The organism is Spirulina major PCC 6313 (genome assembly GCF_001890765.1).
In the GTDB taxonomy this organism is placed as follows: domain Bacteria; phylum Cyanobacteriota; class Cyanobacteriia; order Cyanobacteriales; family Spirulinaceae; genus Spirulina; species Spirulina major.
Map to the genome: position 1 here is coordinate 734600 of NZ_KV878783.1, position 21070 is coordinate 755669.

Annotated in this window: 12 protein-coding genes and 1 pseudogene; 5 read left to right on the forward strand and 8 right to left on the reverse strand. The window is 55.2% G+C overall.

The window, feature by feature from the left end:
- Positions 1-3 precede the first annotated feature (3 nt).
- Complete coding sequence (cheB, locus tag SPI6313_RS03345; RefSeq protein WP_072619714.1) at positions 4-1092, forward strand: chemotaxis-specific protein-glutamate methyltransferase CheB; 1089 nt, start codon at positions 4-6, stop codon at positions 1090-1092.
- Positions 1093-1213: 121 nt separating this feature from the next.
- The gene (gene cruG, locus SPI6313_RS03350; protein ID WP_072619715.1) at positions 1214-2395 is read left to right on the forward strand and encodes a 2'-O-glycosyltransferase CruG; all 1182 of its coding nucleotides are present in this window, start codon (positions 1214-1216) and stop codon (positions 2393-2395) included.
- Between the two features lie 29 nt (positions 2396-2424).
- Here cruG and SPI6313_RS03355 read toward each other — a convergent pair whose 3' ends face one another.
- The 3 genes from SPI6313_RS03355 to SPI6313_RS03365 all read right to left on the reverse strand — a co-directional run bounded on the left by SPI6313_RS03355 (position 2425) and on the right by SPI6313_RS03365 (position 8530).
- On the reverse strand, positions 2425-3447 hold the full coding sequence (locus SPI6313_RS03355) for an aromatic ring-hydroxylating dioxygenase subunit alpha (RefSeq protein ID WP_072619716.1): 1023 nt from the start codon (positions 3445-3447) through the stop codon (positions 2425-2427).
- 351 nt (positions 3448-3798) lie between these two features.
- Entirely contained in the window at positions 3799-4320 is a 522-nt protein-coding gene (locus SPI6313_RS03360) for a ferric uptake regulation protein (protein ID WP_072619717.1), read from the reverse strand.
- 244 nt (positions 4321-4564) lie between these two features.
- Positions 4565-8530 carry a hypothetical protein gene (locus SPI6313_RS03365; protein WP_072619718.1) on the reverse strand — a complete coding sequence of 1322 codons (3966 nt, stop codon included), beginning with the start codon at positions 8528-8530 and terminating at the stop codon, positions 4565-4567.
- An 876-nt stretch (positions 8531-9406) separates the two neighbouring features.
- Between SPI6313_RS03365 and SPI6313_RS03370 the strand changes: the two genes are divergently transcribed.
- Positions 9407-10114: a response regulator gene (locus tag SPI6313_RS03370; RefSeq protein ID WP_072619719.1), complete on the forward strand. Its 708-nt coding sequence runs from the start codon at positions 9407-9409 to the stop codon at positions 10112-10114.
- A gap of 156 nt (positions 10115-10270) precedes the next feature.
- On the opposite strand, the gene SPI6313_RS03375 is transcribed toward SPI6313_RS03370, so the two are convergent.
- From SPI6313_RS03375 to SPI6313_RS03385, 3 genes are all read right to left on the reverse strand, one after another.
- Positions 10271-11491 (reverse strand): pentapeptide repeat-containing protein, encoded by a 1221-nt coding sequence (locus SPI6313_RS03375; RefSeq protein ID WP_072619720.1) that lies wholly within the window; start codon positions 11489-11491, stop codon positions 10271-10273.
- A gap of 95 nt (positions 11492-11586) precedes the next feature.
- Positions 11587-12576, reverse strand: coding sequence for a pentapeptide repeat-containing protein (locus SPI6313_RS03380; RefSeq protein WP_072619721.1), 990 nt, complete (start codon positions 12574-12576; stop codon positions 11587-11589).
- Positions 12577-12940: 364 nt separating this feature from the next.
- Complete coding sequence (locus tag SPI6313_RS03385; RefSeq protein ID WP_072619722.1) at positions 12941-13591, reverse strand: LysE family translocator; 651 nt, start codon at positions 13589-13591, stop codon at positions 12941-12943.
- 161 nt (positions 13592-13752) lie between these two features.
- Here SPI6313_RS03385 and SPI6313_RS22170 point away from each other — a divergent pair.
- Positions 13753-14880, forward strand: a pseudogene (locus SPI6313_RS22170) (IS630 family transposase).
- Positions 14881-14887: 7 nt separating this feature from the next.
- On the opposite strand, the gene ilvA reads toward SPI6313_RS22170, so the two are convergent.
- Positions 14888-16399 carry a threonine ammonia-lyase, biosynthetic gene (gene ilvA / locus SPI6313_RS03405; protein WP_072622983.1) on the reverse strand — a complete coding sequence of 504 codons (1512 nt, stop codon included), beginning with the start codon at positions 16397-16399 and terminating at the stop codon, positions 14888-14890.
- Positions 16400-16555: 156 nt separating this feature from the next.
- A complete protein-coding gene (locus SPI6313_RS03410) occupies positions 16556-18049 on the reverse strand; it encodes an FAD-dependent oxidoreductase (protein WP_072619726.1) in 1494 nt (497 codons plus the stop codon).
- A 273-nt stretch (positions 18050-18322) separates the two neighbouring features.
- On the opposite strand from SPI6313_RS03410, the gene SPI6313_RS03415 reads away from it, so the two are divergent.
- A complete protein-coding gene (locus SPI6313_RS03415; RefSeq protein WP_072619727.1) occupies positions 18323-20980 on the forward strand; it encodes a TIGR03960 family B12-binding radical SAM protein in 2658 nt (885 codons plus the stop codon).
- Positions 20981-21070: the final 90 nt, after the last annotated feature.

Genomic DNA, 21070 nt, shown 5'->3' on the forward strand with positions numbered 1-21070 from the left:
CCTATGCGCACTCGTGTCTTGCTTGTTGAAGATTCCCTCATTGCCCAAGCTATTTTGAAGCGCATTTTAAACGCCTCTGGGGTGGTGGAAGTGGTGGGGGTCGCTAAAACAGGTTTAGAAGCACTCTCGCTGATTCCCCAGGTGAATCCGGATGTGATTTGCACCGATCTGCATATGCCCCAAATGAATGGCTTGGAATTTACCTATGAGGTGATGGCCAAGACCCCGATCCCGATTTTGGTGATCAGTGCGTCGGTGCAAGAGGAAGATACAAAGAATGTGTTTGAATTGCTCGATGCGGGGGCGGTGGATATTTTTCCGAAGCCCCGTGTGCAAGAAATGAGCGAGTATGAAGCGATTAAGGTGGCGTTAGTGCGGAAAATTCAGGTGTTGTCGGGGGTGCATGTGTTTACCCGCCATCGCAAGAGTGCGCGTCTCCCGGCTCCGATGCCGACCGCGTTGCCGATGATGCCCCTGTCTCGTCCGTCGTCGGGTGTGTCGTCGCCGGGTCTGGGGCGGATCAAGATGGTGGCGATCGGGGCTTCGACGGGGGGGCCTCAGGCGTTAAAGACGCTGTTGGGGGCGTTGCCGGCGAATTGGTCTACGCCGGTGGTGGTGGTGCAGCATATCAGTTATGGGTTTTTGCAGGGGTTGATTGATTGGTTGAGTCTGTATTGCAAAGTGCCGATCCGGATTGCCCAGCAGGGGGAATATCCCAAGGCGGGGGTGGTTTATTTTCCGCCGGAGCAGTTGCATTTGGAGATTGACCGTCAAGGCCAGTTTCGCCATTCGGCACAGCCGAAAGTTGATGGTCATCGGCCTTCGGTGACGGTGACGATGGAGTCGTTGGCGCAGTATTATCGCTCGGCGGTGCTGGCGGTGCTGTTGACGGGGATGGGGCGAGATGGGGCAGCGGGGATGGCGGCGATCGCTCAAGCCGGGGGTCATACCATTGCCCAGGATGAGGCGAGTTCGGTGGTGTTTGGGATGCCGAAAGAAGCGATCGCCCTCAATGCCGCCCGCCAAGTGCTCCCCATTGACCAAATTGCCGCCGCCCTCCAAAACCATGTCCTCGGCACCGTGCCCCGTTAGCGCCACGGTTTTCCCCAAAGGCGGCCAAGTTTCAGGGTATGATCAACCTCATCCCAGAGCGATTCACCGACTGGGGGAAGACTCTGCCCTTGTTTTCTTGTTTTAAAGTTTAGATGTGTTCATGACCGAAGCCATTCCCCTTTATAGTGCGATCGCCCTTGGGTATCTTCTCCTCACTGTACCGATGATCGCGCTCCTGATGGCGCGTCTTCTCAAAGGCCCCCAACGTCGTCCCCCCGTCGCCCCCTGCCCCGCCCAACCCCACCAAGTGGGAGCCGTCAGCGTCATCGTCCCCACCCTCAACGAAGCGGAACGCATCGGCCCTTGCTTGGCGGGCCTGTCGCGCCAAACCTACGAACTGCGCGAAGTGGTGGTGGTGGATAGCCGCTCCACCGATGGCACAGCGGCCCTGGTCGAAGCCCAATCCAAAACTGATCCGCGCTTTCGGGTGATCACCGATGACCCCCTCCCCGCCGATTGGGTGGGCCGCCCCTGGGCCTTAGATTATGGTTTTCGTCACAGTTCCCCCCGCAGTCCCTGGGTCTTGGGCATTGATGCCGACACCCAACCGCAACCGGGGTTAATTGCGGGACTGCTCCAGATTGCCGAAACCGAAGGCTACGACCTGATTTCCCTCTCGCCTCAATTCATCCTGCGTGATCCGGGGGAATGGTGGCTGCAACCGGCCCTGCTGATGACGCTGCTCTATCGGTTTGACCCCTCCGGCAGTGAGGCGAGCCATCCGGAGCGGGTGATGGCCAATGGGCAATGTTTTCTCTGTCGGCGTTCGGTGTTGGCGGCGATGGATGGGTATCAGGTGGCGCGGCGATCGTTTTGTGATGATGTAACCTTGGCGCGGGCAATTGCGCAGCGGGGCTATCGGGTCGGGTTCCTCGATGGTCAACGGGTGATTCGGGTGCGGATGTATGAGGGGATGGCGGAAACCTGGCGGGAATGGGGGCGATCGCTCGATCTCAAAGATGCCGCCACACCGGGCCAAGTTTGGAGCGACTGCTGGTTTCTCCTGGTGACCCAAGGCTTGCCGCTGGTGGTGAGTCTCGTGATGCTCGTGGCATGGCTCAGTGGGGTGCAGACGTTACCGATTGCGATCGCTGGGTTGATCAATGCTGCCTTGGTGGCGATTCGCTGGGCGCTGTTGGGGGCGATCGCCCCCAGTTATGCCGGGAAAAAACCCCTCTGGTTTTGGCTCTCCCCCCTCGCCGATTTGGCCGCCGTCACCCGAATCATCCTTTCCGCCCAACAACACCCCCAAGTCTGGCGCGGTCGCCAATACGACATCTAAAATGTTGACGCTGCACACCTAAAGCGGACTTAGTCACAATGGCGCGTCTGTTCTGTTTCGTTGTGCTCCTTGAGCAGGGCGGCGATCCGGCGACGAATCAGCAGACCGGGTTTGTCGGTCATCATGTGCTGCTCGTATTTGGCATTGAGGGGCACATCGTCATCGGTGGTTTCGAGGATGGTTTTATCTTCGAGGGTGACTTGACGATCAAAGGCGATCGCATCCGCCGCCGCCGTTTGGGCCTCCGTATCGTTACGCACACAGAACTGCACCATCTGCGATCGCCCATCCTGAATCGGAGTCATCGTATTCACCACCATATGGGTCAGCCCATTGGGATAATGAATCCGTAAACAACAGGTAAACGGCATAAACCAATCCATATCCAAATGCCGCACCGTCTGCCCCTCATCCATCTGCAAATTCTTCTGCTGCAACTCCGGATTCACCACCCCCAACGTCGCCCGAATCTTCAGGCCGTAATCCGTCTCCTCCACCGCCAAAGAATCGGGAATCGGATGCTCCTCACTCCCAAACGTCGTCGTATGCACAAACGTCGGATGGGCCAAATCCAACTCATTTTCCATCACCCGCAGCCCCGCACAATTCCAAGGCTCATAAAACTCATGAATCACCCGATGTCCCGCATCACTCGCTTCGGGAATCTCCGGAATCGGCTGCAAAGGTTCCCCCAAACAAACCCACACATAGCCGTAGCGTTCCGTGCAGTGGTAGGACGGAATCCGATAGGTTTTCGGAATCATCGTCTTGTCTTGCAATTGCGGCACTTTTTGACAGGTTCCCTCCCGGTCAAACTGCCACCCATGATAGGCACAGGTAATACAGCCATCCTTCACCGTCCCCAACGACAACGCCGCCGATCGATGGCAACAGCGATCCGGAGCCGCTGCGGGCTGGCCCGCCTCATCGAGCCAAATCACGATCGCTTCTTGGAGCAGTTCAAAGGCAAACGGCTTTGTTGGACTCAAGTGATCCAACGGCACCACGGGATACCAAAAATTACGAAAAACGGGCTGTTGTGTGACGAGCATAGGATCAGTGCAATGGGTAAGGCGGTCAATTTTACGATTCAACCAGAAAGACGACAGGACAGCGATCGCCATCCCATCACCACTCGGCAAAATCTTGGCTGTATCTCATTTAGTCCGTATTGTAGAGAGTCCCCTAAGCGATATCGTATCCCAGACTACGATCAGCCCCACGACCCTCCCCGCGTAATTGTCATATCCAGACCTGCTAGAACGGTGGAATCTCCTGAGCTACGCCCGATGCCCTTGTCTCGGCTTCCATTCGCCCAACCTCCCCCATGGGAATCGTGCTGCCTGTTGATAGACCATTGAGGATCAAGATTAACCCAACAGCATCGCCCTCAAAAACCTGTTTTAAGTCTCAGGGAGTGATGTTTTTTCTTCTGAAATGGAGCGGGAGCATGACCAATTGCTGGGTAAGCCGGAGGGCCAGCCCATGCGGAGGGCTTCGGGGCAAATCGTTGTGACGGTCAATTGACAATCGATGAGTTGAAAGCCTTCGCGTTCAACTTGTTTGAGGCTTTGTTTGAGGATGGAATCATTGTTGAATTCCACGGTTTTATTGCACTGCACACAGACCATGTGATGGTGGTGATGGGGGTGGGGGCGGTGGAGTTCGTAATGTTTGTGGCCTTCGGCGAGTTCGAGTTCGCGGAGGATGCCCATGCGGGCCATTAATTTCACGCTGCGATAGATGGTGGAGAGGCTGATCGGCTCGCCCCGTTGTTCAAGAGAGACTTGGAGTTCTTCGGCACTGAGATGATCCCCACGGGGCAGGTTTTGGAAAACATGGAGAATTTTCTCCCGCTGTGGGGTGAGTCGCCAGCCGCGTGCATTGAGTTCGGCCTTGAGCGTGTTGGCGGAATAGGGGAACATGGATTCTCAGAAAGCTTGACTTGTTGACAATGATAGAGGGTTTGGCTCCTGATTTGCAACATTTCCGAATGTTGATGAATTTTTGTATCGTGCGGCGCTGCTGGTGTGGATGGGGAATGAGATTCAAGTTGTGATTAAAAGGGTTTGAAGTTCATGGCATGGAGGGGACGAATCAGGGGACGATCGCTGCCTTGAATGGCGTGATCTTGGCCGGATGAATGAGGCGATCGCATCCTGACCCCCTTTAAGGACAAGCGGTGACTACCGTAGGACTGCCATTAATGACGCTAAAGCCTGTGTTGTTGGCTTGAATAGTAGGAACACTAAAATTCACAAAGTTAAATGTCCCGGTCGTAGTGGTAATCGAAAGATCACGATTAGTTGCATTTTGACTATTGTTGTTTGTGAATGCACTCACACAGGCAACGGGAGTCCCTGAGTCGGGGGTATTGGTGACAAGATTGAAACTATTTTTGTCCGCTTGGATGATGACGTTATTGGTGAGAGATGCTGTGCCAATGGTTCCCATATTAGATGCTTGCATCGTGACTCCATGAAACTGTTGGGAGCGGACGGCGTTAGCGTTAATCGTGAGGTTGGTGAGGGTGGCATCTTTGGCAAGGGTGAGGATGCCATTGGCATCTGTCCCAGTGGTCAGGAGTTGATGATTCCGAATTGTCGCTGTGTCGATTTCACCGTTATTGCTGCCGAGGAGAGAGAGGGCATGAGCGCCAGTTCCACGGGTGGTGATGGTGTTGCTGGTGAGGGTGGCGGTGGTGATTTTGCCGGTGCTGGTGTTGGCGGTGGCGAGGACGGATAGCCCGATCGCATTGGTTCCGGTGGTGTTGATGGTGTTGCTTTCGATCTCGGTGGTGGTGATGTTGCCATTGGCGGCGAGGACTTGGATGCCGATCGCTTTGGGGCCTTGGGTGGTGATCTGGTTGTGAGTGGCGATCGCATTTCCCAAGGTCGTGTTATTCAACGCTGAAACACTAATCCCCCGTGCCCCCTGCTCATTGGGGGCCGTCCCGGTCACCCCGCCGGACGTGGTGATCTGATTTTGCGTGACCTGGGCGGTGGAGAATGTGCCCCCGTTGGCCGTCACGTCAATGCCCAGGGCCGCCGCCCCAGTGGTGTGTACGGTGTTTTGGGTGATGGTCGCGGTGGTGGTGGTTCCGTTCGTTGCTGTCACACCGATGCCATTTCCGGCTTGTCCCGTGGTCTGCACGGTATTGGCAGTTACGCCCATGGTCGTCAGGGTGGAATTGTTCGTATCGACAAAAATTGCCTGGGCGTTTTGGCCGGTGGTGGTGACGGCGTTGCTGTGGATCGTGCCGGTGGTGAGGGTGGAATTGTTTTGGAGGGCGATCGCCACACCATTGGCGCGTGCATTCGTCGTCGTGGCTTGGTTATTTTGGATCGTCACCGAGGGCAACGTGCTGCTTGTCCCGGCGAGGAGGGTGATTCCGTCGGCATCTGGGCCGGTGGTGCGGCTTTGGTTGCCCGTGACGGTCACTCCGTTGATCCGGCTGGTGTTATTGGCGGCGAGGTTAATTCCGGCGGCGTTCGTGCCTTGGGTGGCGATCGCATTATTCGTAATTGTTGCTTGGCCAAAGTTCTGGCTCTGGGAGGCAAAGGCGAAAATCCCATCAGCGTCATTCCCTTGGGTGGTGCTGGTGTTGCCGGTAATCGTCGCATCGGTTAAGGTGCTGGCTCTGGTGGCAAACACCATCATCCCCCGCGATTCGGCTTGGGTGGTGCTGACCTGGTTATTCGCAAGGGTGGCGTTGGTGATGGTTGACCCTGGATTCGCACCGGAAGACGACGAGAAAACAGCGATCGCATTAGACTTATTCCCGCCCGTGCTGACCCTATTGCCCTGAATCGAAGCCGTGGAGAGCGTTGACCCATTCGAGGCAAAGGCCATAATCCCCCCGGAATAGCCGGTGTTATAGGTATAGGCGGCGGGGGCAGTGCTGGGTAATGTGCCGCCCTGGCCCTGGGTGGTCACCGTGTTACCCGTAATCGTTGCCGTGCCTAAGGTACTCCCTTGGGACGCAAAGGCTAAGAGTCCATCGGAAAACGAGCCTTGGGTGGCAATCTGGTTGCTGCTAATCGTTACCGTGCCTAGGGTGCTGGTTTTAGACGCAAAGGTCAACAGACCCGCAGCATAGTTATTTGTGGTGGTGATCCGATTGCCCGTGATCGTCGCCGCCCCCAAGGATGAGGTTTGGGCCGCAAACGCCAACACCGCATCACTATTGTTGCCGTGGGTGGTCACCTGGTTATTTTGAATCACACTGCGGCCCATCTGACTACCGGCCCCGGTGGCAAAGGTCAAGACAGCCGGGGATTCGTCGCCGCTGGTAACGATTTGATTCCTCGTGATTGTCACTTGATGAAACTGGCCGCCACTGCTGGGAAACGCAGAGATGGCGTTGGACTTGTAACCGGAGGTGGTGAGGGTATTTTGATCAAAAGTGGCCTGACCGATCGTGGCGTTGTTTTGGGCAAAGGTGAAAACTGCATTGGAGCGATCGCCCACCGTTGAAATCTGGTTCCGTTCAAGCGTAATCGCTCCCACCCGACTCTTTTGATTCGCAAACACAAACAAACCATGGGATTGCTCGGCAGCGATCGCCGGTGTCGGTTGCGGCGTTAAATTATCGTTACTTTGCAAGCCATCATTCGCCGTCGTCCGGATCACATTATCCGTCAACGTCACCGCTTCTACCCCACCTGTGGCCGTCCGAGTCCGCACATACACCCCATCCGCCCGCGTCCCCTGGGTGGTGATTGCGTTGCTGGTTAACGTGGCGGCGCTCAAGGTCGCGGTTTCTTGATTCACGGTGACACCATGGGCCCCCGTTCGGCCCTGCTTCGTGTTGCCGGTGGTGGTGATTTGGTTGCCGAGCAAAGACACCCAGCCCGTCACATTATCCAGTTGCACCCCTCCCGCATCCTCGCCGCTGGTGGTGATTCGGTTCTCGCGGATGGTTAAATTTTGTACCTGATCGCCCGTGACGGCATCGTGACCGCTGGGGGGTTGAATCGTAAACCCGGCCAGGTGCGCATCGTTGCCCATCGCCACCGTGCCAACGATGCGCGGATAAATGCCGCTATTGGCTAGGGGTAGGGTGACGCGGCCGATTTCGGTGGTGTTGATCTGCTGATCGGGGCCCGTAGACCAGAGCCGGACAGAGTCGGGAATGGTGAGATCCCCGGCGGGCTGGCTCACATCTTGCACGTAGATAATCGTGTTCGTGTTACTGGGGGCAGCAGCGATCGCCCCTTCGATCGTGCTAAACGGGGTTTCAAACTGACCATCAGCCTTGCCACCGTCAGGATGAACATGGAGAAAATACCAGGGCTGATGGGTGTCCGGGTTGGTCGCCACCACCGTACCTCGGAACGCGATCACGGTTTGTTGATCGATCGCGATCGCATTGGTGCGTTGGGGCGGCGTAGTCAGTCGTGCCAGGGTTGCCGAGGAGCGGGACGGGTGCGGCCTTGCGCCCCCCCACGTCGCCCCCACCTGAAACGAAAGCCGCGAGCCAAACAGACCATCCTGCTGCATCGTCAGCCCCACATTCAGAAAATCCACCGGATTCGCCGTCACCCGCATCCGATAGCCCAAGGCCCCCTCGCCCCCCGTCGGCTTGTAATAATACAGCCCCCCATAGCCCCGCACCTCCCCCGCACCCCAATCAAACAAGCGCGTCCCCACTTCAAAATCCAGCCCCCGCGCCGCCGCTTCGTAGATCTGCTGCTGCTCCAGCACCAAATTCAGATCATGGCCGCGAAAATACCTCTCCTTGAGCCGTAACCCCGTATCCAGCGCCACCTGGCGCGTTTTCCCCAGCGGCAGATATCCATTGAGGCGAACATCCCAATCCCCCAAACTCTCCAGCCCCACCCCCAACTGCTGAAAGGTGTTCGCCCCTGTACTCTGCTGATCCAAGCCCAAATAGGCCCCCCACACTCGCCGTGGGCTGGCCAAGCGATACCCCAGCACCATCGTGCCGCCCCAATGATGATTAGCATCGCGGCGCAATTGACCGTAGACATAGCCCAAACTCTGACCTGCTGACTGCCAGAGGGGATAAAACACATCTAACTCACTAAAACTGCTGTAGCCATTGCCCGCACTGTTATAGCCCACCCCCACCTGAGGGCGGACGGCTTGAGGCGTGAGCAAATCAGCAGCCACACCAGCGCTGATTTCACTGGCTGCGACATCTGGCCAAGGCTGAGCGTGAGACGGAAGGGAAAAAAGAGTTACACCTGTTAAAACAAAACTCCAGTGCAATGGATTAACAGTCGTCGAGGTCATAGTTACCAGGCTTTAGTGTTGATCTAATACTCAGAGATGCATGATTTCTTTTTCCCGTTCATTGATTCTATGGGGGAGTCCGGATCAAATTCTTGACCAAGATTCGGGTTTACAGAAACTTTACCTAGGAGATCATCTTGTCTTCAAAGACTTTTTTGGGGTTGAAAATTTATGGAGGGGCGATCGCTCTCTGAGGACAGGACAAAAAATCAGGCTTGGGCTGAAACCCTGATGATTTCGTAGGTTGGGTAGAACAATAGCAAAACCCAACACGCTCCCCAAAAATCCATAGTCTGTAGTGCGGGCATCTTGCCCGCTAGAATTCAGACAAAATAGGGAGCAGGATGCTCCCACCCCATCCAGATCAAAATTCCGCCGTACATTTCAACCTTTGTCCTGTACTCAGTTGATGAGAACCAATATTAACGTTTTATCTTGATCAGAAAACCGTTGGAGACCATCTGAAAAAAAATAGAAACCCCACTGAACGTAAGCATTCAGGTCATGAGGATTTGGCTGTAAGCACTGCTCAGTATGGGTTTCAGCTATTTTGAGCTATTTTGTTATTCTCAATAAACAAGGCTGTAACCCCTAGTCTTGCGTAATTATTGAGAATGAACTGTTAGTTTAGAACTCACCTCGATTTTGAAAGCCTCGCTGTGACTGCGTTTCAAGTACCTGAATCCTTACCACTGAACAAGCTGTATGATACGTTAAGGTTTAAAACTCTCATCTTTTTTTCGCCCTAAACCTATGAGTAAGATTCGTGTTGTTTTGATTGAAGATCATGATCTCAGTCGGATTGGCTTGAGTGCAGCACTCCAACAAGTGGATGATATTGAGGTGGTTGGCGAAGCCCCCAATGCTCATCAGGGATTACAAATTTTACAGGTGAGTAAGCCCCATGTGGCGATTGTTGATATTGGTTTGCCGGATCAGGATGGGATTGAACTGACGCAGCGATTTCGTGCTTCTCCTGATGCTGCCAATACCAAAATTTTGATTTTGACGATGCATGATGAGGAAGATTCAATCTTGGCGGCGTTTGCGGCGGGGGCAGATTCCTATAGTTTAAAAGATGTGAGTTTAGAGAGTTTGGTGCAAGCGATTCGCCTCACCCATGAGGGGAATTCGTGGATTGATCCGACGATCGCACGAGTGGTCTTGCAACAGGCGCGCACCAGTGGGGGGGCAGAACAGGGAGACAATAATCCGATGGTGGAAATCCGATCGATTGATTCTGAAGATCAACAACTGATCGAAGCCAGTACCCTCACCGATCGCGAGTTGGATGTGTTGGAATTAATTGTCGCGGGCTGCAATAATGCGGCGATCGCTGAACGTCTGCACATCACCGTCGGCACGGTCAAAACCCACGTCCGCAGCATTCTCAATAAACTCTGCGCCGATGACCGCACCCAAGCCGCTGTGCGAGCGTTGCGATCGGGCCTCGTGGATTAAACAATCCCAAAACAAGGGGCTGAAGCCCCTTGCCTGAATCACTTCATGGGTAGCTTGATGTCGGATGCGTTAGGTGGCTAAAACATAGGCTATGACTATCATTCAGCAATTCACCGTAACGCACTAATTGAGAGGTGTCAGCGATCGCAGGAGAGCTTAACGCCCCAAATGATTAGGAATCCCAGCACAGCCGCCGGGAATCGTGCCGCGTGTCTTTTCCCCGCCCCAGGCACAGCAATAGTAGCGTTGCTCATCGCTGAGACGTTGCACATTGCTAAAATCCGCCCGCTCGATTACCGCCCCGGTGTGCGCCCCGGTATCGTAATTGGGGGCAGTGGTAAGACTGCGGGGGCTGGCGGTTTCGGCGGAACCATAGAATAAGCGCACGCCTTTGAGGTCAGCCCCCTTCAGGTTTGCCTCATACAACACAGCGCGGGCAAGATTGGCTCGCACCAGATCGCAATCGCTTAAATTCGCGCCGATCATGTAAGCATCGCTCATATCCGTCCAGCGGAGATCCGTCCTCGAAAGGTCAGCACGGGCCAGCATCACCCCCAAATCAATCACCCGCAACCCTTGAACACGATCCTCCTCGTAGCCGCCCGCCCCATCCAAAATAGCGCGACCCAATAGACCATCCCGCTTTAGGGGAGTGACGAGTTTGGCTTGGGAGAGAAACCGGAGAATTTTCGCCTTTCCCCCCGCATCCACACTGCTCAGAATCGCAGCGGTGCGACCTTCGGCGAAGGCGCGTTCTTGGGGCCAATCTTCCAAGAGACCTTCCGGACTGAGGGCGAGATCAGAAATGCCTTGAAAATAAGCGTCGATGGTTTGTTGTTGGGTGATCGTGTTTTGGCGGATGGTGAGGTCTTTCGAGATGACGTATTGTTCCCAGGCGACGTAAACGGCGATGATCGCGATCATGATCTGCCCGATCGCCCCAAACCATTCGGCCCAGGAACCAAACTCATCCCATTTTGAGGTGGTGAGCCATTGGTTAATCCGTTCGTATACGCCGAGGAGTTCGCCAAAACCTGCGATCGCCCCCAACGCCCCCAACACCCCAAAAATCACCTGCCGTTCCCCAGGGGTGAGAAACCGCTCAAACCATCGCCACACCCCCGGCAACGTAATCCGACCCGCGATCAACAACGCCACCGACGACCCCGCAAACAAAATCGGCGCGAGGTTCGCCACCCACCCCACCACCATAATCAGCAACGCCACCACCATCACAATGCCATTGATCGCGGTGGTGTTGGGGGTGAGTTGGCGTTGGGCTTGGGGGATGGTAAAGGGTTGGGATGCGATCGCTAACTGCGGCTCCGTCGGAACCGGCAGCGCATCAGGAGATTCAGGCTCAGAAGACTTCGGCATAACAGCAACAAACACCAAAAACGGGCTAGGAGTGAAATCCACTCCCCGCCCGTCATTTTAAAACAAGATCTTGAAGCGATCGTCGCGCCACCGCCCTAAGCCGTCACTTTGCCATCGGGAAGCGTCGTTTTCGCCAACAGCGCCTGATGCCACTGCACCCCATCCTGTCGCGCCCCTCGGAAATTCGCCCCCGCCAGATTCGCCCCCTCCAACCCCAAAACCGTAAAATTCGCGCCCCATAAATAGGCATTCCGCAGACTCGCCAACTGCAACCGCGCCCCCGCCAAATCCGCTTGGTTCAACGTTGCCCCCGTTAAATCCGCTTCCTGTAGATTGGTGTCGGCAAGATTCGCCTTCGAGAGATTCGCCTCCACCAGACCCACCCGCATCATGTTAGACCCCTCCAAGTTCGCCGCTTGAAGATTGGCACGGGACAACATCGAGGTTCGGAGTTGACTGTAACTGAGGTTAGCCACCGTCAAGATCGCATCGTTCAAATTCGCGCCACTCAGTTTCGCCTCACTCAGATCCACCCCATCCAGATCCGCCCCTTGCAGGTCAACCCCATTCATAAAAGCCTCACAGAGTTTAATCCCGTTGAGGTTCGCCCCCCGCAAATTGGCCCCACTCAAACGCGCCCCGGACAAATTCGCCCAGCTAAAATTCACATTCTGGAGGTTTGCGCCTCGAAAGTTAATCTCCTGTAAATTTGCCCCACAGAGGTTCACGCCTTGGAGGTTAGCCTGACGGAGGTTGACGTAACTTAAGCACGCGCCGCTTAGTTTTGCGTTGGTGAGGTTGGCTTTAATGAATTCTGCCCCTTTAAGATTGGCTTTGGTTAAATCGGTTTCGGTTAAATTCGCTGCGTTGACTTTGGCGGTGCTGAGGTTGGCCCGAAAGAGAAACGCACGGGACAGATCCGCCCCGTGCAGATTCGCCCGGCTCAAATCCACCGCGCCCAGGTACGCATCTGTGAGGTTAATGTCGCTCAGGTTCGCGGATGCCAGATTTGCACCCATCAGGTTAATTCCTTGAAAATCTCGCTGACCGGATTCATAGCGTTGTAACAGTTCTTGCGCGTCCATGGGGCATTTTTCCTGAGTTACGAGATTCAGAGTGATTTTGATCTGGTTGACTGACAAAATTAGCCAGATCCCGGAAAGCCCTCACCCTAGCCCTCACCTTAGGGGAGAGGGAACTGGAAAAATGGATCGGCTCCCCTCGCCCTCTGGGAAAGGGGTTGGGGGTGAGGGCTATCAAGTCAGTCAACCAGGATTTTGATTCTGGGGGGGATAGTTTTATTGTGCGACAAGTGGGGGGAAATGGGGGTTAATTTTTTTTACATTCATGGTGAAGTTTTGGGGCTATTTCAGAGGCGCTTTGAATTATTTTTTGTGAGGGTAAAAAATAGGATCAAAATCGACGGGATTAAAGGCGCACTCGTTGGCATCAAGGGGGGAAGATTGCCGCTGCGATCGCGCCTAGTCCCATTGTGATCAAAATCACGCCAGACCCGCGATTGATCCATCGCATCCACTGCGGTTGCCGTAGAAAGTTCGACCGATTCACCACCCAACTCAACACCCACCACCAAGCCATTGAACCGCTAAACACTCCCCCCACTAATAACAAAGCATTACCATAAGTAGACTGATTTTGCACCAATCCTAACCCTGAAAAAATTCCGACAAATGACAGAATTGTGGCCGGATTTGTCAGGGTCAAAACGAAGGTTGAACGGTAGGCATTGAGGGGGGACAAGGCCACCGCTGGGGGAGTGATTGGGGGGGATGAATGAGTAGAAATACCGGGTATGATCGGGGGTGGACTTAACCAGGCTTGCCATCCTAAATAACCGAGAAACAGCCCCCCACCAAGGCTAAACCATTGTTGATGCGTGATCAGGAATTGAGCGATCGCTGTTAAACCAAACCCCGCAATGCACCCATAAACCGCATCTGCTGTCGCCGCCCCCAACCCCGACACAAACCCAATCCGCCGCCCATAGGTGAGGGTGCGCACCATGCACAACACCCCAATCGCCCCCACCGGAGCCGCCACCGACACCCCAATCACAAACCCCGTCAAAAACAGCATCATGTCCGATCCATTGCTCCAACTCCCTGTAATACTCTTGATTATCGAAAATTGATCGCGCCAAATCGAGAGCGGATCATTTGCGATCGCCCCTAGTGCTTAGTCAAAGAGATAGTGCCGAGTGAGAAGAGTAAGATGAAGTCAGTTTCTCAACCAAGGCTGACATGGTCAAAAAATACGTTGTGCGCTTAAGCGACGAAGAACGACAAAACCTCCAGGAAATTGTCACCACGGGGAAACGAGCTGCGGCTCTGATCAATCATGCCCGAATTCTCCTCAAAGCCGATTGCCAGCAATCCCCCGGTTGGCGAGATCAGGATATAAAAGAAGCCCTTGATATTAGCCTTAGAACCATTGAGCGAGTGCGGAAACGATTTGTCGAAGAGGGGCTAGAGGCAGCCTTAAGCCCTCGCCCCATCCCCGTCGCCCCCGAAAGTTGGATGGCACAACGGAGGCACACTTAGTGGCGTTGTGCTGTAGTGAACCGCCCGCAGGTCAGGGGCGATGGACGTTACGTTTATTAGCACAGCAGATGGTGGAGTTGGACTATGTCGATGACATCAGCCATGAAAGCGTGCGGCAACTGCTAAAAAAACGAACTCCAACCCTGGCGACAAAGCTGTTGGGTAATTCCACCGAGCCAAAGCGCAGAGTTTGTCTGGCATATGGAGGCAGTCTTGACGGTCTATCAGACGGATTACACCCCAAACATGCCTGTGATTTGCATTGATGAAGCGAGCAAACAGTTAGTCAAAGAAACCCGCCTACCCATTCCGGCTCAACCGGGGCAGCCCGAACGGGTGGATTATGAATATGAGCGCAACGGGACAGCCAACCTGTTTATGGTCTGTGAACCGATGATTGGGTGGCGGCGCGTGACGGTCACAGAGCGTCGCACCGCAGTAGATTATGCCCACTTGCTCAAAACGTTAGTGGATATCGATTACGCCCAAGCCCAAAAAATCATTGTCATTCAGGATAATCTCAATACTCATTCCCCGGCCTCACTCTACAAAGCCTTTGAACCGGCAGAAGCACAACGCATCTTGAGTCGATTGGAATTCTGCCATACCCCCAAACATGGCAGTTGGCTGAATATGGCCGAGATTGAACTGAGTGTTTTGAGTCGTCAGTGCTTAAGTCGCCGGATTCCTGATCAGGAGACACTCAAGCGTGAAGTGGATGCCTGGCAAGACGAGCGCAATCATCAGGAAACATGGATTGATTGGCGATTTACAACGGCTGATGCCAGGCTGAAATTACAACATCTCTATCCGTCAATTGATTGTTGACTGGACACTAGCCCAAAAACAAGCGATAGGCAGGATTTTCATTTTCATCCCAATAGCGATAGCCCAAGGTGTCGAGCACGGTTTGCCAAGCGCCCCAATCCTCCGGCGGCACTTGCATGCCCACAACAATGCGGCCATAGTCAGCGCCATGGTTGCGATAGTGACAGAGACTGATATTCCAATGGGGACTGAGGGCGGCGACAAACTTCATTAAAGCGCCCGGACGTTCGGGAAACTCGAAGCGGTAAACCAGTTCATGGTGGGCGAGGGGGGAATGGCCGCCGACCATGTGGCGTAGGTGCATTTTGGTCAGTTCGTCGTCGCTGAGGTCGAGGGTTTTGAGGCCGTTGGTTTCAAAGGTGGCGGCGATCTGGGTGGCTTCGGCGCGATTTTTAATCTGCACCCCGACGAAGATATGGGCCTCGGCGGCGTTGGCGATCCGGTAGTTAAATTCAGTAATGTTATGGTTGCCGAGGCAGTCGCAGAAGCGTTTGAGGCTGCCGGGCTGTTCGGGAATGGTGACGGCAAAGATGGCTTCGCGGCGTTCTCCAAATTCGGCCCGTTCGGAGACGAAGCGGAGGCGATCGAAGTTCATGTTTGCACCGCAGGCGATCGCCACTAGGGTTTTACCAGAGCAATTTTCTCGCTCAACATAGGCTTTCGCACCTGCGATCGCCAACGCTCCGGCCGGTTCTAAGATCGATCGCGTATCTTCAAACACATCCTTAATCGCCGCACAAATATCATCGGTGGTGACCCGCAACACTTCATCTACATACAACTGACAAAGGCGAAAGGTCTCAACCCCCACCTGACGCACTGCCACCCCATCGGCAAACAGCCCCACCTGGGGGAGCTTGACCCGTTCGCCCTGTTGCAGCGATTGATACATCGCATCAGCATCCATCGGCTCAACCCCGATGATTTTAATCTCTGGGCGGAGTTGCTTCACGTAGGCAGCAATGCCAGAAATCAAGCCCCCACCGCCGATCGCCACCAATATCGCCTCAATGGGCCCCGACTGCTGGCGCAGAATTTCCATGCCGATCGTGCCTTGCCCCGCAATCACATCGGGGTCATCAAAAGGGTGAATGAAGGTGAGTCCCTGTTCGGCTTCGAGTTGGCGGGCGTGGGCGTGGGCATCGTCAAAGGTTTCGCCGTGGAGCACCACCCGGCCGCCCCTCGCTCTCACCGCCGCCACTTTAACATCGGGGGTGGTCATCGGCATGACGATCGTAGCGGTCACCCCTAACTGCCGCGCTCCGAGGGCGACCCCTTGGGCATGGTTCCCAGCCGAGGCAGTAATCACGCCCTGACGAAGGCGATCGCGCTCTAGTTGCGCCATCTTGTTATAGGCTCCGCGCAGCTTGAAGGAAAACACCGACTGCAAATCTTCGCGTTTGAGCAGCAGCCGATTGTCGAGACGCGCCGAAAGATTATGGGCAATCTCCAAGGGACTCTCGCGGGCCACATCGTAAACCTGCGCCGTGAGAATGCGTTTGAGGTAGTCGATCGCCATGGTTTTTCGGGGAAACGGAAAGAATTCCCATTCTGCCATATTCCCCTGGGTTGCTGTCTTGAGCCTCAAGGGGTGCGAGCTTCTAGCTCGCTATGGATGACCCGTGATGGAAAGCAGCGGGCAAGATGCCCGCACTACAGTTGGAAGAAACGCAGGTTAGGCGAAAAAGCCGCGATCGCCCGTCATCGTGCGCCAGAGTTGATTGAGCGATCGCATCGCGGCGATGTGGGGTTCATCGGGTTCGACGGGGATGATTTCCGCTGCTTTGCCCCGCTTCAACTGTTGACAGACCAAATTCGCCGCCTCTAAACCTGTGACGTAGGCCTTTTCCTGCGACCACGACCCATGATCCGTAATCACCCAATCGCCACTAAAAAAGAGATTTGGGATCGGACTTTGGGCCCGTTGGAGGTGTTGATAACTGCCCGGCGCGAAATGGGTCACCCCTTGGCTGACCCGGATAAAGCGTTGATCGACAATATTCGCCTGGCTAAAGTCCGGAATACAGGTGATTAAATCTTGGTGAATTTTGCGGCTGAGGTCGGCATCATTCATCGCCAGCAATTGATTGGCGTGATAAAAATCCACCTCCACGACGCTGCCCGGTTCTTGGTGATATTCATCGTGGAGGGTGTTGAGGTCGAAGAATGTCCAGCCTGTGGTGTCATCAAAGCCAAAACAGGCGTTAGAGGGCTGGGGAATGTTTACCTTACGATCGAACCAGAACCGACTGGCGAGCACATCAATGCCGCCCAGGTTTAACAGATTCCGAAATTCTGGATATTGGGCCAGGGTGGAACTGGCTTGGACGAGTTTTTTCATGCCGCTGATACTGATGGCGAAGATCACTGCATCGGCAGGCAGTTGGCGATCGCCACAGATCACCCCCGTCACCTGCCCCTGACTATTGAGCACCACATCGGTCACTTGATGGTTCGTCAACACCTCGCCGCCCAGGGCTTCAATCTGCTGCACCCAGGGCCGAAAAATCATCTCGCCCACTGTCCCCCGACACCACACCACATCAAAATCCGGCTGGTGGGCGAGGATGAAGTAGTACAACATCCCCAAGGCCGCCGCCGCGCTGCACTGTTCCCCCGGTGCAAACAGCCCCACCAACAACATCGGGTTAAAGGCATCGGTGTAGAGCCGCTCTGAAACGCCGTATTCCTGGAAGAGTTCGCGGGCGGTGCGTTTGTCGTAGCGTCGCCACGCCGCATCAGAATTATCAAAATCAATCACCGCCCGGAGCAGAGGCAGGGCGGAAAGGCGATCGCTCAAGGGCAAACGCGGAAATTGGGTATAGAGAAACGTGCCGAGGGGCGACGGCAGGCGGAATTCGTTTTGAAACAGGGGTGCGATCGCTTCTAAACCGTGGGGTGAATATTGATGGGACTGGGTAAAAGGCGTAAAGGGCTTCAACCCCAATTCTTTCACCCGTTGAAAAATATTGCGATAGGGATACCAAAACCCATGAATCCCCCCCTCAATCGATCGCCCATCCGCCGTCCGCCAACCCGCCACCAATCCCCCCGGCTGGGCACTGGCTTCGAGGAGCGTCACGTCATACCCCTGTCGCGCCAGATGATCCGTCGCCCCCAGACCTGCCCAGCCCGCCCCCACCACAATTACCCGTTTTTTCGCCACCATGACCCGTTTTTGCTTATCTATGATCAATGATTTAAATTGTACCGAGAGTTGCGCGATCGGTTTCCCTCATCCCCAGCTCCCCTTCGACTGCGCTCAGGGCATCGCTTCTCCCCCAGGAGAAGGGAGCCAGAAGCCCTCTCCTGCGGGAGAGGGTTGGGTGAGGGTTTTTTAGAGATACTGCTCAACCCTCAAGATGAATGCTCACCCTGCCCCGCTTACTGGGTCTCCTACGTTAAAATAGGGCACTGATCCTGAAGATTCGGAGAGCGCCCCTTGACCGTCACCATAGACCAACTTCTCACCCCCGACATTAATAAACCCGCTCGCTACTTGGGTAATGAATTGGGCGCGGTGCATAAACCGTGGGAAAAGGCAACGGTGCGCTGGGTCTTGACCTATCCCGAAATTTATGAAGTGGGCGCGTCCAACTTGGGGCATATCATTCTCTACAACATCCTCAACGCCCAACCGCGTCAACTGTGCGATCGCGCCTATCTCCCCGCTCCTGATCTGGCGACGAAATTACGCGACACCGATACGCCCCTGTTTGCGTTGGAATCGCGGCGATCGCTCACGGATTTTGATATTCTCGGCTTCAGTCTCAGCTACGAACTCGGCGCGACGAACATCCTCGAAATGCTCACCCTGGCGCAAATTCCCCTCACGGCCGCCGAACGGTGCGATCGCCCCGACATCCCCCTAATCTTCGCCGGGGGTCAAACCGCCACATCTAACCCCGAACCCTTTTCCGACTTCCTCGATTTCTTCGCCCTCGGTGACGGAGAAGAATTACTGCCGGAAATTGGCCTGGTGATCGCCGAAGGGAAAGCCGCTGGCCTGAGTAAGCGAGAAATCCTCCTCGACCTGGCCCAAGTGCCGGGGGTTTATGTGCCGCTATATTACGACCAAACCGAGACGGGCGCAGTGGTTCCCAACCATCCCGATGTGCCGCCCCGTGTCCTGCGCCGCGTTGCTGCGCCGATGCCCGCCTATTCCATCGGTCTCGTGCCCTATGTGGAAACGGTACACGATCGCCTCACGGTGGAAATTCGGCGCGGTTGTACGCGGGGCTGTCGGTTTTGTCAGCCGGGGATGTTGACGCGACCGGCGCGGGATGTGGAGCCGGAAAAAGTGGTGGATGCGATCGAAAAAGGAATGCGGGCCACGGGATATAACGAATTTTCCTTGCTGTCCCTGAGTTGTTCGGACTATCTCGCCCTGCCTGCGGTGGGGATGGAAATTAAAAACCGCCTCAAGGATGAAAATATTTCCCTCAATCTCCCCAGTCAACGGGTGGATCGTTTTGATGAAAATATCGCCAATATCCTCGGCGGCACACGCCAAGCGGGTCTCACCTTCGCCCCGGAAGCCGGAACCCAACGGATGCGCGACGTGATTAACAAAGGCCTCACCAATGAAGAACTGCTGCGGGGGATTAAAACCGCCGTCGAGCAGGGCTGGGACAAGGTGAAGCTCTATTTCATGATCGGGTTGCCGGGGGAAACCGATGTAGATGTGCTGGGAATCGCCGAAACCCTGCGCTGGTTGCGCAGTGAATGTGCAATCCAGGGGCGCAAACGCTTGGAATTTACGGTGACGATTTCCAATTTCACCCCCAAACCCCATACGCCGTTTCAGTGGCATTCGGTTTCGACGGCGGAATTTGTGCGTAAACAGGACTTGCTGCGGGCGGAGTTGAAGCGGATTCGGGGGGTGAAGGCGAATTTTACCGATGTGCGGATTTCGGCGATGGAGGATTTTGTCGGGCGGGGCGATCGCACCCTCGGCCGGGTCATTCGTCGCGCTTGGGAATTAGGAGCCGGGATGGATTCCTGGTGGGAAAGTATCGATCGCGCCTACGGAGCTTGGGAAGAAGCGATCGCCGCTTCCGGCCTGACCTGGAAATATCGCAACATTGAAAACGGTGAATGGAACGTCATGGACGCAGACAACACCGCCACGGGCCGCACCGAAACCCTCCGCGCCGCCTCCCCCCAATGGAAACGCCGCTTTGATTGGGACGAACGCCTCAACGCGCCGCTGCCGTGGGATCACATCAATACCGGCATTGATCAAGAATGGCTCAAAGCGGATCTCCAACGGGCTTTAGAAGCGACGATTGTGCCGGACTGTGCCTTTGAGGGGTGCTCTCAATGTGGGATCTGTGGCGAGGCTTTTGGGGACAATATTGTCCAAGATGTGCCGCCAATTCCGGCCTTTGAGGGACAATTCCGCCCAAATATTACCCGCGCTCAACGGCTGCGGGTGTGGTTTGGCAAGTTGGGCGAGTTGCGGCTCTTGAGTCATCTTGACCTAGTGCGTTTATTTGACCGGATCACCCGTCGCGCGTCGCTGCCGATCGCCTTCACTAACGGGTTTCATCCGGGGCCGAAAATTGCGATCGCCAATGCCCTCTCCCTCGGCATGACCAGCGAAGGGGAAATCGTCGATTTTGAACTCACCGAACCGCTGACACTTGAGGATTTCCAGCAACGCTTAAACCAAGCACTCCCCCCAGATCTGCCCCTCTACCGGGTTGAAGAGGTTGCGGTTAACTCTCCCTCCGCTAACAAACTGCTACGGGAAGCCCGTTATACCCTCGATCTCAGCACTGACACGCCCGAACCCCCTTGGGCGGATTGGATCGCGGCAGTGATGGCGAGTGAGGCGATTCCCTTTGAAAAAATCACCAAATCCGGCAAGGTGAAGCAAATTAATCTGCGCGATCGCTTAATCCACCTCGAATTGATCCACACCCACGACCACACCGCCCAAATCCGCTACACCGGCCAATGCACCAACGACGGCACGGTACTCCAGCCCGCCCATGTCGCCCATCTGCTCGCTCATATTTCCGGGCAAGCGATCGCCCTCACCCACGCCCACCGCGAAGCCCTCACCCTCGCCGACCCTCCCAACGAACGCCCCTAGGGTCACGGCACAGCTTGATTGGTGGGTTACGGCGGATTGATGAATTATAGTGATGGCAGGAGTTTAAGCCACCTAACCCACCCTACGGTA